Raw genomic sequence first — 14,339 nt, forward strand, 5'->3', positions numbered from 1 at the left:
ACCGCTTCGGCGAAGAGGAGCGGATGGCTGTGGGAGCGCTTTACTGTCCACTACACCCCGAAGCATGGAAGCTGGCTCAACCAGGCGGAGATCGAGATTGGCCTCTTTAGCCGCCAATGCCTCGGAAGACGTAGGATCGGGGATATCGTCACCCTCCGCCGCCAAGCCAAAGCCTGGAATCGCAGTGCAAACCGCCACAAGATCACCATCAAGTGGAAGTTCACAAGGAAGCTGGCAGGCCTGAAACTGAACTACTCATTCAAGCGGTCACAGTACTAGCGCGGTGACAAATCGCACCTCAACAAGGAACAATGCGGGAACATATTTTAGCGACATTGTATGCGCGACCAGGTCTGGTACACGATCCCGGAGGCCGCTTGCGGCCGATTGCCATCAAGTTGCTGACTTTCGGGGAAGCCTTGTCCCGAAGCGGCTCCGTCTCAGAGTCGTTCACCGACCTTGTGGGTGCTGCGACGCTCCACCGCGATGGGCGGGTGCGTGCTCGGACGCGAGAGTAGTTGCACCGTGATGAACACTGCAGGAACAAGAAAGACGATAGACCCGAACACCCACATGAAAGCCCCTGCAGCCACCTGATCGTTCAAAGGGCTAAGGCCCAGCGGATTTGTCTCTGTGATGTAACTCGGATAGATCGGCCGTCCGGAAAAGCAGAGGAAGGCCGAGACTCCGGTATTCACAATGTCTGCTGTCAGCAGATAGAGGAGCAGCATCCATCTGAGCTTCGGCCGCGGGGCGGGCCAGTGCCGCAGAACGGGCCACCAGAACAGTATGCTGGTGAAAAAAAAGCAAGCGTGCTCGACGTTATGCCAGCTCTCTGACCGGACCGCCAGTTCATACGGCGCTGGAATGTGCCAGCCGATATACATGATGTTCATCGCAAGCCAAGCCGGCTTCAGGCTGGTCAGGAAGCGTCCCAGGTGCCTGAGCCAATGAATGCGAAGAATCGGCCCGAACACGCGGCGAACGACGATCCGTGGCCATCCCCGCAGCAACGGAATCGATGGCAGGCCAAGCAGCAGCAGCGGCGGCGCGACGGACATAAACAGAAAGTGCTGCCCCATGTGCGCAGAAAGCAGTTTCTCATCGAGCGTATCGAGCGGCGAAGCAGTCGCCAGAAAGAGTGAGAATATCCCTCCGAGGAAACACACAAGCCGCCACACCGGAAACAATGCGGAACGCGTCTTCCGTATCAGAATCCATCCACGCAGATAGACGGCAGCGGTCAATACCAGCGCCACCGTCGTCCACAGTGGAATCTCCCAATCAAGAAGCAGGTCTCTTACTTCAGGTGTCATGGTCTATTGCTTTGGCGAGGCTATCTCCGCCTGTTGTTTTTGCGTTGCGTCGATAGCCGGAAGCTGTCCAGCAGGCTTCAATGTCCCCAGGAAGCGCACCAGCGCAGTCACTTCCGGCGGGCTTAGATTCTTGCCATAGGCAGGCATATTGCCGCCGCCTTGTATCACTTGACGAATCAGCTGGTCTTCGGTCAGACGTGTCGCCACAGTGTCGAGTGCTGGTCCGCGCAGCCCGCCCATACCGCCGATTGCATGGCAGTTGCGGCACTGCTTCGCTTGAAAAACCACTGCGCCCTGCAGCTCCAACGGAGCTGCGCTGTGGATGATCTTCTCTGGAACCGGATCGCCACTCCAGGCATCCATCTCCGGGCTCCACGGAGTGAAGGTGGCGAGATGCGTAAAGATAGCCCAGGCAACAGCCACTATGACCAGCGTCAGCACGGCGACCGGGCGGCGATGCCAGCTCTTCTCTCCTTCTCCCGCCACAAAAGGCAGCGCCAGCAGAATGCAGATGGCAACGACCGGAGCAATGAGGATGAACGGTGTCTCAAGACTCGGCGGCAGATAAGAGAGCACCGCATACAGCCACAGGAAGAAGAAATCCGGCTTCGGAACTGTCTGGATGATCGTCGGATCCGGCTGTCCGGTCGGCCCATAGGGTCCGAAGACGATCGCGCACACAGCAACCGCCGCCAGAATGGCAGAGGAAAAAATAAGATCCTTCCACAGGGCGTCGGGCACAAAGGGGACCCCGTCCTTGTGGGCAAGATCGTGATACTCCTGCAGGTAAGTGCTGCGGCGCACGACTCGTCCCGGCATCGGCCACTCATTAATACCGAGCTTCAGCACCATCCATATGTGCAATGCGACGCAGAGGAGAAGGATCCCCGGAATGACGAAGACATGCAGGGTAAAGAACCGCGACAAGGTAGCGCCCGCAATAATAGGTCCGCCCAACAGTAGATTTACCAGCGCACCGCCAATCAGCGGCACGCGGCTCGCAATCGAGGCGCCGATGCCCAGCCCCCAGTAAGCGTCCTGATCGAAGCGGAGCACCTGCCCGGTAAAGGCCATGCCCAGCGTCATCAGCAAGAGGAAGACTCCCACGACCCATGTCAGCTCACGCGGAAACTTGTACGCGCCAAACAGAAATACCTGTGCCATGTGAATCAGCACCACGGCGACCATGAAGTTCGAGCCCCAGCCATGCATCGCGCGCAAAAACCAGCCCAGATAAATCTGGTGGTTCAGCTCATCGAGGCTCTTCCACGCTTCGCTGGCCGAGGGCACATAGACAAGTGCGAGCAATATGCCGGTGACGACCTGAAGTATCAGCAGCGTCGTGGCCGCGCTGCCAAAAACATACCACCAGCTCGCCGTGCTGCGCGGCACCGGGTGCAGCGCAGCGTCCTTCACCGGCTCTTCAAGCTGCACCCTCTGCTCTATCCAGTCGTAGGTCTTCCTTAACCAAGACATGGAGATTTCCTTTTCAATTCAGCCAGCGTGGGCATCAGGCCTGCGTTGATGTGAAGCTCTCCGCCCACTACCTTGTAGTCGTACTGAAACATCCCCCGCTCCGGAGGCCCTGATGCACGCTCGCCATCTGCGTAATACACTCCGCCGTGGCACGGACACATGAACAGCGCCGATTGCGGAAACCACCGCACCGGGCAGCCAAGATGCGCGCAGTTGATCGCAAACACCTGAAACTTGTCCGCGCTCACACGCCGCACCCAACAGGGAGTCTTCGCCGTCTCCCCATCCTGAGGACGCTTGAAGGGATTCACGAAGTTGGCAAGCCGCGTCTCCCCCTCTGGAAACTGGTTGAGGCTGCCGAGCGTAATCCACTGGTTATAAGCCGCCTTCTTCTTGATAGGAGATAGCAGATACCCAATAACAGGCATGGCGATCGCCGCGGCAATAATCCCGTTTAGTGCAATCCCGAATGTCAGCAGCAGCGATCGTCGCGTTACACCTTTCTCCTCACTCATGATCTTTCTCTCCTACTGCCGACAACTGTTGCGACGGATATGGTTGGCCTGGCGTCTGCAGCCGCTGGCTCGCCATCCACGCTACTACGTCGGTTACATCCTGATCGCTCATCGGATGACCCGGAGCAGTGCCACGCCAGTCCGGGTGTCCGAGATCGGGACGCCCCGCAATAATAATGGCGCGCAAGGCCTGGTCATTCACAAGCGCAAGATAGGAACCGTCTGTCACTGAGCCGGCCTTGGCACTCTTCTGCTCTGCTCCGGAACCATGGCAGCGGGCGCAATTGGCAGTAAATACCTGTTGACCACGCGCGACATCTCCCTGCCCGTTGACCTTGTACGGAGGCACGTCGAGACCCTTCAAGGCATCTGCCTTGTACCAGTTGGATCGAATGCCTTTGACAAGCACATCCACCTGCTCAGCGGTGAGTAGCCCGCCGGCGCTCTGCGCGAAAGCGGGCATCAGCGTTCCTGGCTCGCCGTTTGCAATCACGCTACGCAGCCTGTCTTCATCCACAATCGCCTGATAAGTGGAATTTGCTAATGCAATGGCGGGACCATTCTGCCCATCCCGGCCGTGACAGGCCGAGCAGTTACTCGCATAGAGTCGCGAGAAGTCCTTTATCTCGTCGGGACGCACTACCTCAGCGTTCACCCGGGGCGTGCCAGGGCTACGATCACAGCCCGCAAGGAACAGACTGCAGAGTACGAAGATGCCGTCACGGAATCGACGAACATTCATCACCGGCGGTCCCCCTTTTCCTCTGAGCCTTCTACACGAGGTATTCCCGTCGCCTCGACTCCCATGCGCAGCACCCACGGCATGGATTGACCGGTGCGGATCTTGCCTTGCCGCATGACGACCAATCCGGCCACCAGGCCAAAAGCAATCTGCGAGACGACAAACCATCCCCAGTCAATGCGAGCATTCAGCTCGGGATTCACAAGGCCAAGCGATGAATGCAGAATACCTGTCCAGAGCAGCGGAGCTACCACACCACCCAACAGAATCGGATGGCGCGGCAACATGGGCAACATGGCTCCGTAGAGAAGGCCGACCATTATGCTTCCCGCGGCGTGAATGATCGTGGCAATGATGAGAGCCTGCATGTGAAACGCGGCGATGTCCTCCGTTGTTGGATTCGCCCAATGCGCGACGCCCGCGCCGCCGAGCAGATTGACCGGATACCAGATGCTGTGCTGGCTTATCAAGCCATAAAGAAGGGCTGGAACAATCATTGCGATGCCGCCGGCGATGCCACCTTTGAGCCCGGAAAGCACCGGATAGGTCTCCACCGGGAGATGAGCGCGGTGAGCTTCGCTGACTTCGATGCGGGTAACATGCGTCCGTGTCGAGACGACGGCAACTTCGGGAACAGCGACGACGGGAACCTCTTCGTGCACCTCATGCGGCAGCACCTGACGGAACCAACCCACACATCCACACACCGCGAGAGCTCCGCCAAGAAGGCTGAAGGCGCCGTTCGTGACGACGCCGGCAAACACCAGCGTCATGCCAAGGGCGAGAACGATAGGCCACGCCGTCGGCGCCGGTAGCTGAATCGATGCGCCCTGCTGACCCGAATCGGAATGCTCGTTCGCTTCCATACCTGCCTCTCTAGCGTCCGACGATGTAAACCACTGTAAAAACAACGACCCATACCCCGTCTACGAAGTGCCAGTACAGTGCGAGAACCTGAAGGCGTTCGGCGTGTTCCTGACGAACATGCCCAGTCAACGTGAAGAGCAGCACGGTGATCAGGGCGATCAAGCCGACCACAACGTGTGAGGCGTGCAGTCCCACCAGCGAATAGTACGTCGTTCCAAAGAGGTTTGTGCTGATGGTCAGGCCGTCCTCATAGATGAGCTTGTGCCACTCAACGCCCGTTCCGATCAGGAAGATGGCGCCGAGAACAAAGGTCACTGCCCACCACAGGCCGAAGCGCTTGATCTTGCCGTGCTCGATGGCCCGCTCAGCCAGCACGATCGTAAGGCTGCTTGAAAGCAGGCACACTGTGTTGAAGATCGGAACACTCAACACCTGCGGCGTAGGCCCGTAGAGGCTCTTGCCGATGTTGTAGATGTAGGCCACTACAAAGATCGTGAAGATGGCCGACTCAGCAACGATCAGACAGAACATGGCAACGCGCCCTTTTGAGGGCTGCACCCATATCGGCTCCATCTTTGCCACTGCAACTGTTGCGCTCATCGCGTCAGAGCCTCACTCGTACTTCCAATCCGGGTCGTCCGGATGTTTGATATCCCACAGAGGTCGCGCGCTGGTGACCACCGGGTCTTCGGCAAAGTTATAGGCGGGCGGAGGTGAGGGAGTGCTCCATTCGAGCGTCCAGGCGTCCCATGGATCGTTGCCAGCTACCGCGCCCTTGAAGTAGGACCGGATCAGGTTCACTGCAAAGATCAGCACGGCAATCCCCTGAATAAAGCCCCCGATGGAAACGATCATGTTCAGCATTCCCCAGCCTCGGTTTGCCTCGTAGGTAAAGATCGATCGCGGCATCCCCAGAAGACCGGGGATGTGCATGACGTCGAAGGTGAGGTGGAATCCAATAAAAAAAAGCCAGAAGTGCCACTTACCCAGTGTTTCGCTCAACATGCGTCCCGTGACCTTCGGGTACCAGTAGTAGATCGCCGCGAAGATGTTGAAGACGATTGCACCGACAAGGATGTAGTGAAAGTGCGCGATCACAAAGTAAGAGTTGTGCAACTGCCAGTTCCAGGGCGCTGCAGATAACATGATGCCCGTAAGGCCCGCAAGCAGGAACTGGAAGACAAACGCGGTGCAGAAAAGCATAGGTGTGGCAAAGCGGATCTTGCCCCCCCACATGGTGGCGAGCCAATTGAAAATCTTGATCCCCGTCGGGACACCTACCAGCCCGGTGGACAGCACAAAGAAGGTATTGCCCACAGAAGTCATTCCAATGGTGAACATGTGGTGCGCCCAGACGCTGACGCTGACAAAGGCAATCCCGATCGTAGCCGCCACCATGGCCGGGTATCCAAACATCGCTTTTCGTGAGAAGACGGGGATAATCTCGTTTGCGATGGCAAAGGCCGGAATCACCAGAACGTAGACCTCCGGGTGCCCGAAGATCCAGAAGAAATGCGCCCAGATGATCGCCGAGCCGCCCGCCTGTGTATCGAAGAGATGTCCTCCCAGATAACGATCGATGAGGAGCATGACCTGCGCGGCGGTCAGCGGCGTAATCGTAACCAGGATCAGGCCCGAGGCCACCAAGTTCAGCCAGGCAAATAGTGGCAGACGCATCAGCGTCATGCCCTTGCAGCGCATGCAGAGTGTCGTGGCAATCACGTTGATGGCCGCGCCGATTGTGCCGAACCCTGTAACGATCAGCGAGAGCGCCCAGTAATCGATGCTGTGGCCCCGCGTGAAAGCGCGCGACGTAAGCGGCGCATACGCCCACCACGTCACGTCGGGGGCATTGCCATCCCCGTAGAGTCCGCCTCCGCCGATAAAGCTGTAGTAGAGCAGCAAACCGCCGAAACAAGTCATCCAGAAGCTAAATGCATTAAGACGCGGAAAGGCCATATCGCGCGCGCCAATCATAAGAGGGATCAGGTAATTGGCGAACCCAAAGATATAGGTCATCCCCACCAGAAACACCATGGTGGTTCCGTGCATGGTGAAGAGGCGGTTGAAGACTTGCGGCGATACGACGTGCATGTTCGGCTGAATGAGCTGAATGCGGATAACGATGGCCTCGACTCCAGCAACCAGCAAAAAGAAGATAGAGTAGGCCATGTAAAGGATGCCAAGCTTCTTGTGATCGACAGTAACGACCCAGCTGTTGAGCCACTCCAGGACGGCCGCCTGCGACCAGCGCTCGGGAGCCCGTTCCAGTGAACCAGAGATCGGATAAGCTGAATCTGCCATAGTCCCCTGCATTCCTGCCTAAGGCTTAGCGAAGCGTCAACAGGTACGCTGTCACCTGATCGAGTTGCTCGTCACTCAATTGCATTGCGGGCATCAGCGAGCCCACTTTGTAAGTGTCCGGTCTTCTAATCCACTCCCGCAGATTTTCTTTCGTATTGTCCATTGCGCCGGACGCCAGCGTGTCGCGGCTCATCAGGTGCGTCAGGTCGGGACCGAAGCGGCCTGTGGCTGCGGTTCCCGCGACGGTGTGGCAGTTCATGCATGCCTGCGTTTCAAAAACGTGACGACCCGCAGCAACCGTCTCGTCACGCACCCCTTTCTGCTGCTGATTCTTCACCCATGCGGCGAAGCCTTCTGGAGTGTCAACATAGACGCGCAACAGCATCTTTGCATGTTCCACGCCGCAGAATTGAGCGCACTGGCCCACGTACATGCCGGTCTGCTGCGGTTCGATCCACAACTCATTCACCTTGTTCGGAACGAGATCAGTCTTCCCCGACATCTGTGGCACCCAGAAGCTGTGGATCACGTCCGCGGATAAGAGCCGCATAAAGGTCGGCTTGGGCGCCTGCGGATTGCTGACCGGCACATGCATTTCGTTGACAGCATGAATGCCGAGCTTCGGATAGTTGAACTCCCACCAGAACTGATGACCAACCACCGTGACATCAAGGGCCGCCTTCGGCTTCGGAGCATCCTGAATCGCATAGATGATGCGCGCAGTCGTGAGGAAGAGCGTGATGACGATCAGGACCGGAATTACAGTCCACGCCAGCTCCACCTGCGTTGAGCCATAGATCTGCGCTGGCTCTGCAGTATCATCCTCCCGCCGCTCGCGGAAACGGAAGATGATGAACGCGAGAAGTCCGGCGACAACGACAAAGATTGTGCCGGTGATCGCTAAAACAAAAAGCGACAAATCATAGATGGATTTAGCAGGCGTGGATGCCGGCGAGAAGATGCTGGTGTTCGTAGGAGTCATCGCCACTGCCCTAGACGCGGTGGCAATGGCTGTCCCCAGAGACCACAAGGCAACCACGAACATCCCAAGTACAACCTGCATGAACAAGCTTTTGGTCGGCCGCAATCGCATTGATAGCCTCTCAAGCTTCAGGTTTTCTAACGAGCTACAGCTTGCAGCGACTTTGTGCCCGTTCCTAACTCCAAAACTGTCACGCTGGTTGTCTAAAGGATGGTCCCGACCTTCAAACGCTCCATACCATTACGGCTTTAAAGCCTTATGCTTCCGGGTTCATGCGGCTAACACTATTATTTCGAACACGCACTGTCAATTCCCCGCAGGCCCGCGCCCATTGTAAACGCTTGAAAGAAAACGAGAAAATTATGAAATGGCGTGAAACTCAAGGAGAGAGGCATGGGGGCCGCCCTACGTGGGATGCGACGGTGTTCTGGAGTGCCCCGACCTTTCTGTACCAGATCTCGCGCGAGAGACTGTACACAGCGGAGCCGCGCAATCTGCTGACTAACACTCTCCAATCCTCCAGATACTGATTCTGGAGGGAACACGCACACTTGTTCGATCGCCAGTCCGGTCCCCCTTTGAAAACTGCTTGATGTTCGCCACCCGCATGCGTGCCACAGTCGGTGTGAGCACGATATTGCTCGGCTTCACGTCACGATGGACAATTCCCGAGCGGTGGGCCTTATCGAGGGCATCCGCAATCTGCGCACCCACCTTCAGAACCTGATCGACTGGCAACGGTCCTTTCTCAAGCCGCTTCGCCAGCGTCTCTCCTTCCACGCATTCCATAACCAGGTAGTCGATGCCATCTTGATGGCCGATGTCGTGCAACGTGCAGATGTTCGGATGGTTCAAGCTCGAGATGGCTCGTGCCTCGCGTTCGAACCGCTGCTTGTGCGCGGGGTCGTAGGAAAGCTGCGAGAAAATCTTGATTGCGACTGTGCGCTCTAGCCGTGTATCTCGCGCGCGGTAGACCTCTCCCATTCCACCCACACCGAGCAGGGAGAGAATCTCATACGGGCCCAGACGCGTTGCAGGGGCCAGTGCCATGATGGCGCCGATTACACCCGTGCAAATCACTCCCGGAAGATGTTTTACGCAATTCGATTTGACAGGTCTGGTGAAACGCTTTTCTCGTCACTGAGTTCAACCGTGGTCAGAGCTCGAGGCGAATGATCGGACGCGCTCGTGAACGGCTGCCAACGACCCTGAAGCCGGCTCGGAAAAACGTCGACAGATAGCCGGTGCCTGAGGCGCTGGGCGACAACTCTCCATCGAGAGGATACGCTTCGAGAGGTGGTACTCCTGCTTCTTTCGCGGTTTTTATCGCGGCGTCGATCAGGGCCGATGTAATTCCTTGCCTCCGATGTCCCTTGCGTATGCGAGCCGGCGGCCAGCACCAGAAAGTCACCCTCATAGTGCTGCCCCTGGGCGGTTTCCACCGTACGCGCGTTGAGATCGATCGAGACCACCTCTGCCATTTTCACGTCTACGTTCGGGTGGCTCCTAAGCGTGCCGCGCAAACTGAAAGCTATATTTCCCGGACCTAGGATGGCCGTGGCCACTTGGTAAAGCAGCGGCTGGAACTGCTGATAGTTATTCTTATCAAGCAATGTGATCCGAACATGTGGATTCGCGGACAGTTTGCGGGCGCAGTTCAGTCCGGCGAAACCACCACCTACAATCAAGACGCGCTTCACGCGGTTCGGATTTTGTTCGTTGGACTGGGTCATGGTTACCTGACCTCACAAGTACCAACACATGTATAAGGAACACAACAACCCGCGCTACTGGGAGAACTACTGGTGCGAACAATCGCCCTGAATTAGGCGCAGCCCTCGGATTCGCATAATTCAATGCTTTCCGCACCGACATATTCATTTTAGCCCGAGTTGCCCGGCCCATCCACGAGAAATCGCCTTAGTGGCCTGAAAAGTTCCCGCCGCCTTGACGTGTGTTGCGGCCCAACGAAGTCCAACGATTTTTTTCGCACTGACTCGCACTTTAGCCAGTTTGCGCGGCACGGTTCTCCTATCATGCGAGTGTGTGAGTGGGTCTGAATCAAGGCTGTGACCGGGTGACTGCGAAAGTTCTTTGATACCAGAGCCTTGGCCTTGTAATTTTCCACACTGAGAAGGAAATCGATTCTCTCGATAGGACTGATGACCACTGGGAACGAAGGCGTACGGATTGGCGTGAGATTCATCCGCTGGGGATTGGGGCTGCTGATCTTCGGCATCTTCATCGGCTTCGGCATCATCGGGCACTATCTGATCGGTGCCCAATACAACACCGGCCACATGTTCCTGGAGAACGTCACCTTGTGGTTTGCCTGCCCGTGGACGCTCGCCGCCCGGCTACAAGGGAACGGTGCCGGAAGGCTATTACGTCTATCGGTCAGCCACAAACAATGTCTTCGTCTTCCTGCGCGGGTTCTAAGTACCCGAAGAATCTAACGCCGGCCGTCGAGCACCTTCAACTTGATGTGTACACACAAGCAGTGAACTCGAACAAGCGGGCAGCACAGAGCAAGGTTGTGAAGATGATGATTCCGAATCTGGGTGAAATGAAGGATGAAAAAACACTCTCAAAATGGGCGGTAGAAATCTTATTGCACCCATATCGAACCCAGATCTCGTTGTCCCTTTAGGTCCATACGTCCCGTAAGTCTTGTGGAATGTACGGTGGGGACGACGGGGCTCGAACCCGCGACCCAGAGATAGACGCGGCCGACTACTTGTCGTTGTACCATACGCAGCATGGGAGCCGACGAGCACAGCTCCGCCGATGATCAGAGTCTGGGCCTTCGTCAGGTTATCGACTCGACTCCAGCGTTGATCCACACCGCCCGACCGGAATGGTTACCTCGATTTCTTCAATGGGACCTGGCTCGATTTCGTCGGGCAGTCGATGAAGAATCTGCAGGGATGGAAATGGATTTCTAGATTCATCCTGAAGATGTCGAGATCTTTGTGCAAAAGTGGCGCGAGTCGATCGCTACGGGCGAACGCTTTGAGGGAGTCGCACGAGTTCGGCGAGCTGATGGGAAATATCGCTGGATGCTGCACCACAAACTCGCGTTGCACGACGAAAATGGAAGAATTATCAAGTGGCACGGATCGAGTATCGATATCGAGGACCGCAAGCGGATCGAGGAACAACTCCGAAGGACTGCCCAGGCCGGGACGGCCACGAGTTCCCCATAGAAATCAGCCTGGCACCGCTGGGAACCGAAGATGGGGCAAGATCGCTGGCCGCGTTGAGGTGGATATCGACCTCAAGGCGACGCAGGTTAGTGGACCTCGGTTGGTCTACCAAGAATAGCGAGCCATGCAAAGCGCTCCAAAGCTAAGAGCCGCTTCGATAGAGGGACTGCCATGACATCACCACCCGATCACTCCGCCCGCCTCCCCATCCTGCAGGGAATACTGCCGATCACGGTCGCTCAGATCCCGGCTGAAATCCTTGCCGGTATCACGCTTGCCGCAATCGCCGTCCCAGAGGTGATGGGCTACACCAAGATCGCCGGCACACCGGTGATCACCGGTCTCTACACCATGCTTATCCCCACGGCGCTGTTCGCCTTGTTCGGCTCCTCACGGCACCTGGTAGTAGGCGCGGATTCAGCGACGGCGGCCATCCTAGCCGGCGGTCTGGTGGGGATCGCATCGACCGGCACGGGTGAATACGTGGCGTTGACCGGCGTGCTTGCGCTGATGGCCGCGGGCTTCTTGATTCTGGCGCGTCTCATGCGCCTGGGATTCCTGGCCGATTTCCTTTCGCGCTCCGTGTTGATCGGGTTCTTGACCGGGGTTGGCATTCAGGTCGCGCTGGGGCAGATCACCGGCATGCTGGGCCTGAAGGGGGGCGGCCACGGCACGCTGGGGAAGGTCTGGAACGACCTTCTACAACTCGGACAGGTCAACCGCTACGAGCTGACGATCGCGCTCAGCGTGCTGGTGGTGATTGTCGGCCTCAAAATGGTTTCGAAGAAAATTCCGGGAGCCCTGATCGCGACGATCGGCGCCCTGGTCGTAAGTTGGGCGTTCGGACTCGGCAAGCATGTGCATGTGGTCGGAGCTGTTCCGAGTGGTCTGCCACCCCTGGGTATGCCAAAGGTTCACTGGGTTTGGCAGGTCATCGCGACATTGATTCCGACGGCCTTCGCGATGTTTGTGGTGATCCTGGCACAGAGCGCTGCAACCTCTCGCGCCTTTGCCACGCGCTACGACGAGAGGTTCAGCGAGAACACCGATCTGGTCGGTCTGGCCCTGGCTAATATTGGCGCCGGCCTGTCCGGTACCTTCGTCGTCAACGGTAGTCCAACGAAAACGCAAATCGTCGACAGCGCCGGCGGCCGTAGCCAACTGTCGCTCCTGGTGATGGTGGCGATGGTAGCGCTGATCCTGCTCTTCCTAACCAAGGCGCTGGCGTACCTGCCAGAGGCGGCCTTGTCGGCCATCGTATTTCTGATCGGAGTCGGCTTGATCGATCTCGCTGGGATGCGGAGGGTTTTCGAACAACGGCGGTCGGAGTTCTGGTTGGCACTGGTCACCGCATTGACGGTCGTGTTCGTTGGTGTCGAACAGGGGATCTTGTTCGCCATCGCGTTGTCGCTCGTCGATCACACGAGGCACGGGTATCGACCGAAGAACGCGGTGCTCGTGCCCGACGAATCGGGCAGCTGGCAGCCGAAGCCAGTGGCCACCGCCGCTCAGGCCGCGCCCGGTCTGGTCATCTACCGATTCACGCACAGCTTGTATTATGCGAATTCCCAGCAGTTCTCGGACGAGGTCTCGTTGCTCGCGAGCAGCACGGAGCCACCCCTGCGCTGGCTCTGCCTCGACGCGGGCGCAGTGGATGATGTCGACTACTCCGCGGTTGAAACCCTCCGGTCGGTTCACGCGAAGTTGAAGGCAAAAGGCATTCGCCTAGTCGTTGCACAAGAAATGGAGGAGCCCATGACCCATACACACGACGGGCTCCGAGAACTGTTTGGCGTGGATGCCTTCTACGAGAGGCTGAAGGACGTCGTGACGCAGTATGGGCAGAAGTACGACATGGCTGCTCCGTCCAAGCGCCCAGATCCGACTCCAGTCGATCGAAGCTCGTGACAACCTTTGGCAAGCGCCAGATAGCCAGGGTCTCAAAGGAGCCTTTCGCGCAGCTTCCATCGATCCGACGCAAGCACTCAGAAGCGAATTAGAGCATCTTTCTCAAGTGGCGTTGCCAATCACCAGACAATGTGGGAGGCGCGGTTACCTCCTCTCATACTCACGATCGAACGTCATTTATATCGCCGCAGGGGTTTTTGAATCGAAGTCCGCCCCGAATATTCGGCGTGGTCGCTTTTTGTATCCGATCTTCTCACTGTTGGTCATAATCCTGACGACCGGCCTGCGATCCTGTTGGGCTTTGACGACAGAAGAGTGCGTGCCTGAGCCGTTTGTCTTCAACGATCGCAGCAGGACTCACACGTTGATCCTTGTTGAAGACGCGATAGGGAAGTGGATGACCTTGCCATCGAATCTCCAGGGGCCTATTGGAGAAGTCGTAGACTTCGAGATATCGGCCAGCCAGCCCCTTTGAAACCTCAGTCTGTTCCAGGATGATCTGCTTCCTGTCATAGTGGAATGTCAGTTGTGCGCCAACATAACGTTGTTCACGATGGCAGAGGATATCAGTCAACCTATTCGCTGTGATCTGTAGTGGGCGTTGCAGATCATGTGGGTTTGCTGGAGCAATCGCAAACCTTTCATTGAAGCGCTTTTATGAACTCCGGCAGGAAAGCGTTGCCGGCAGCGATATCACTGATTCCAGCCAGTCGCAGTTCTTTTACCAATCGATCCTGCAATGTGCGATTCACGCGTTCCACTCGGCCTTTAGCTTGGCTGGAGTTGGCGCAAAGGATCTGGGACTTGACCTAGTTCCCGCAAAACGGGGTTACTGAGATGGTCCGCGGTTGATCCTCCACGTGGGTGTGGGTGATCTTGTTGGCAGGGTACTTCAGGAGGATCATCGATATGCAGATTCGTTCGGTTGGCATCGATCTCGGCAAGACGACGTTTCACCTCGTAGCGCTTGGCGATAACGGCAAAGTGCTTCTCAAGAAGAAGTTCACTCAGAAGCAGCTCATC

13 protein-coding genes and 3 pseudogenes are annotated in these 14,339 nt (G+C 57.1%); 5 read left to right on the plus strand and 11 right to left on the minus strand.

Annotated features, from left to right (window positions below; genetic code table 11):
- Nucleotides 1-279 (plus strand): annotated as a pseudogene (locus Q363_RS25365) (IS630 family transposase); the annotation flags it as partial.
- A gap of 161 nt (nt 280-440) precedes the next feature.
- Here Q363_RS25365 and Q363_RS25370 read toward each other — a convergent pair.
- The 10 genes from Q363_RS25370 to Q363_RS25415 all read right to left on the minus strand — a co-directional run bounded on the left by Q363_RS25370 (nt 441) and on the right by Q363_RS25415 (nt 9,935).
- Nucleotides 441-1,316, minus strand: a complete 876-nt coding sequence (locus Q363_RS25370; protein WP_051979302.1) for a cytochrome c oxidase assembly protein — start codon at nt 1,314-1,316, stop codon at nt 441-443.
- 3 nt (nt 1,317-1,319) lie between these two features.
- Nucleotides 1,320-2,792 carry a cytochrome b N-terminal domain-containing protein gene (locus Q363_RS25375; protein ID WP_035356423.1) on the minus strand — a complete coding sequence of 491 codons (1,473 nt, stop codon included), beginning with the start codon at nt 2,790-2,792 and terminating at the stop codon, nt 1,320-1,322.
- Nucleotides 2,780-3,307 carry a QcrA and Rieske domain-containing protein gene (locus tag Q363_RS25380; RefSeq protein WP_035356424.1) on the minus strand — a complete coding sequence of 176 codons (528 nt, stop codon included), beginning with the start codon at nt 3,305-3,307 and terminating at the stop codon, nt 2,780-2,782. Before Q363_RS25380 ends, Q363_RS25375 begins: the two co-directional genes overlap by 13 nt.
- Entirely contained in the window at nt 3,300-4,049 is a 750-nt protein-coding gene (locus tag Q363_RS25385; RefSeq protein ID WP_051979303.1) for a c-type cytochrome, read from the minus strand. Before Q363_RS25385 ends, Q363_RS25380 begins: the two co-directional genes overlap by 8 nt.
- Nucleotides 4,049-4,915, minus strand: coding sequence for a hypothetical protein (locus tag Q363_RS25390; protein ID WP_035356425.1), 867 nt, complete (start codon nt 4,913-4,915; stop codon nt 4,049-4,051). The genes Q363_RS25385 and Q363_RS25390 overlap by 1 nt, the downstream gene beginning before the upstream one ends.
- Before the next feature lie 10 nt (nt 4,916-4,925).
- A complete protein-coding gene (locus Q363_RS25395; protein WP_035356427.1) occupies nt 4,926-5,516 on the minus strand; it encodes a cytochrome c oxidase subunit 3 in 591 nt (196 codons plus the stop codon).
- Nucleotides 5,517-5,528: 12 nt separating this feature from the next.
- Nucleotides 5,529-7,220, minus strand: coding sequence for a cytochrome c oxidase subunit I (gene ctaD, locus Q363_RS25400; protein ID WP_035356430.1), 1,692 nt, complete (start codon nt 7,218-7,220; stop codon nt 5,529-5,531).
- A gap of 25 nt (nt 7,221-7,245) precedes the next feature.
- Complete coding sequence (coxB, locus tag Q363_RS25405; RefSeq protein ID WP_245632466.1) at nt 7,246-8,283, minus strand: cytochrome c oxidase subunit II; 1,038 nt, start codon at nt 8,281-8,283, stop codon at nt 7,246-7,248.
- 420 nt (nt 8,284-8,703) lie between these two features.
- A complete protein-coding gene (locus tag Q363_RS25410) occupies nt 8,704-9,252 on the minus strand; it encodes a serine/threonine-protein kinase (RefSeq protein WP_051979304.1) in 549 nt (182 codons plus the stop codon).
- Nucleotides 9,253-9,296: 44 nt separating this feature from the next.
- Nucleotides 9,297-9,935 carry an NAD(P)/FAD-dependent oxidoreductase gene (locus tag Q363_RS25415; protein WP_035356432.1) on the minus strand — a complete coding sequence of 213 codons (639 nt, stop codon included), beginning with the start codon at nt 9,933-9,935 and terminating at the stop codon, nt 9,297-9,299.
- A gap of 429 nt (nt 9,936-10,364) precedes the next feature.
- On the opposite strand from Q363_RS25415, the gene Q363_RS43100 reads away from it, so the two are divergent.
- The 3 genes from Q363_RS43100 to Q363_RS25430 all read left to right on the plus strand — a co-directional run bounded on the left by Q363_RS43100 (nt 10,365) and on the right by Q363_RS25430 (nt 13,316).
- Complete coding sequence (locus tag Q363_RS43100) at nt 10,365-10,658, plus strand: hypothetical protein (RefSeq protein ID WP_035356433.1); 294 nt, start codon at nt 10,365-10,367, stop codon at nt 10,656-10,658.
- Nucleotides 10,659-11,147: 489 nt separating this feature from the next.
- Nucleotides 11,148-11,408 carry a PAS domain-containing protein gene (locus Q363_RS46805; RefSeq protein WP_084080750.1) on the plus strand — a complete coding sequence of 87 codons (261 nt, stop codon included), beginning with the start codon at nt 11,148-11,150 and terminating at the stop codon, nt 11,406-11,408.
- A 171-nt stretch (nt 11,409-11,579) separates the two neighbouring features.
- On the plus strand, nt 11,580-13,316 hold the full coding sequence (locus Q363_RS25430; protein ID WP_035356437.1) for a SulP family inorganic anion transporter: 1,737 nt from the start codon (nt 11,580-11,582) through the stop codon (nt 13,314-13,316).
- Between the two features lie 222 nt (nt 13,317-13,538).
- On the opposite strand, the pseudogene Q363_RS44715 reads toward Q363_RS25430, so the two are convergent.
- Nucleotides 13,539-14,116 (minus strand): annotated as a pseudogene (locus tag Q363_RS44715) (transposase family protein); the annotation flags it as partial.
- A gap of 109 nt (nt 14,117-14,225) precedes the next feature.
- On the opposite strand from Q363_RS44715, the pseudogene Q363_RS46810 reads away from it, so the two are divergent.
- Nucleotides 14,226-14,339: pseudogene (locus Q363_RS46810) on the plus strand (IS110 family transposase); the annotation flags it as partial.

It is taken from the genome of Edaphobacter aggregans DSM 19364, assembly GCF_000745965.1.
GTDB lineage: Bacteria > Acidobacteriota > Terriglobia > Terriglobales > Acidobacteriaceae > Edaphobacter > Edaphobacter aggregans.

Excerpts from the sequence above, each read along its gene's own strand:
- Q363_RS25395 (WP_035356427.1), bottom strand. The coding sequence starts at position 5,516 with ATGAGCGCAACAGTTGCAGTGGCAAAGATGGAGCCGATATGGGTGCAG.
- Q363_RS25380 (WP_035356424.1), bottom strand. The coding sequence starts at position 3,307 with ATGAGTGAGGAGAAAGGTGTAACGCGACGATCGCTGCTGCTGACATTC.
- Q363_RS43100 (WP_035356433.1), top strand. The coding sequence starts at position 10,365 with ATGACCACTGGGAACGAAGGCGTACGGATTGGCGTGAGATTCATCCGC.
- Q363_RS25375 (WP_035356423.1), bottom strand. The coding sequence starts at position 2,792 with ATGTCTTGGTTAAGGAAGACCTACGACTGGATAGAGCAGAGGGTGCAG.
- Q363_RS25390 (WP_035356425.1), bottom strand. The coding sequence starts at position 4,915 with ATGGAAGCGAACGAGCATTCCGATTCGGGTCAGCAGGGCGCATCGATT.
- Q363_RS25370 (WP_051979302.1), bottom strand. The coding sequence starts at position 1,316 with ATGACACCTGAAGTAAGAGACCTGCTTCTTGATTGGGAGATTCCACTG.
- ctaD (WP_035356430.1), bottom strand. The coding sequence starts at position 7,220 with ATGGCAGATTCAGCTTATCCGATCTCTGGTTCACTGGAACGGGCTCCC.
- Q363_RS25385 (WP_051979303.1), bottom strand. The coding sequence starts at position 4,049 with ATGAATGTTCGTCGATTCCGTGACGGCATCTTCGTACTCTGCAGTCTG.
- Q363_RS25410 (WP_051979304.1), bottom strand. The coding sequence starts at position 9,252 with ATGGCACTGGCCCCTGCAACGCGTCTGGGCCCGTATGAGATTCTCTCC.
- Q363_RS25430 (WP_035356437.1), top strand. The coding sequence starts at position 11,580 with ATGACATCACCACCCGATCACTCCGCCCGCCTCCCCATCCTGCAGGGA.
- coxB (WP_245632466.1), bottom strand. The coding sequence starts at position 8,283 with ATGCAGGTTGTACTTGGGATGTTCGTGGTTGCCTTGTGGTCTCTGGGG.
- Q363_RS25415 (WP_035356432.1), bottom strand. The coding sequence starts at position 9,935 with ATGACCCAGTCCAACGAACAAAATCCGAACCGCGTGAAGCGCGTCTTG.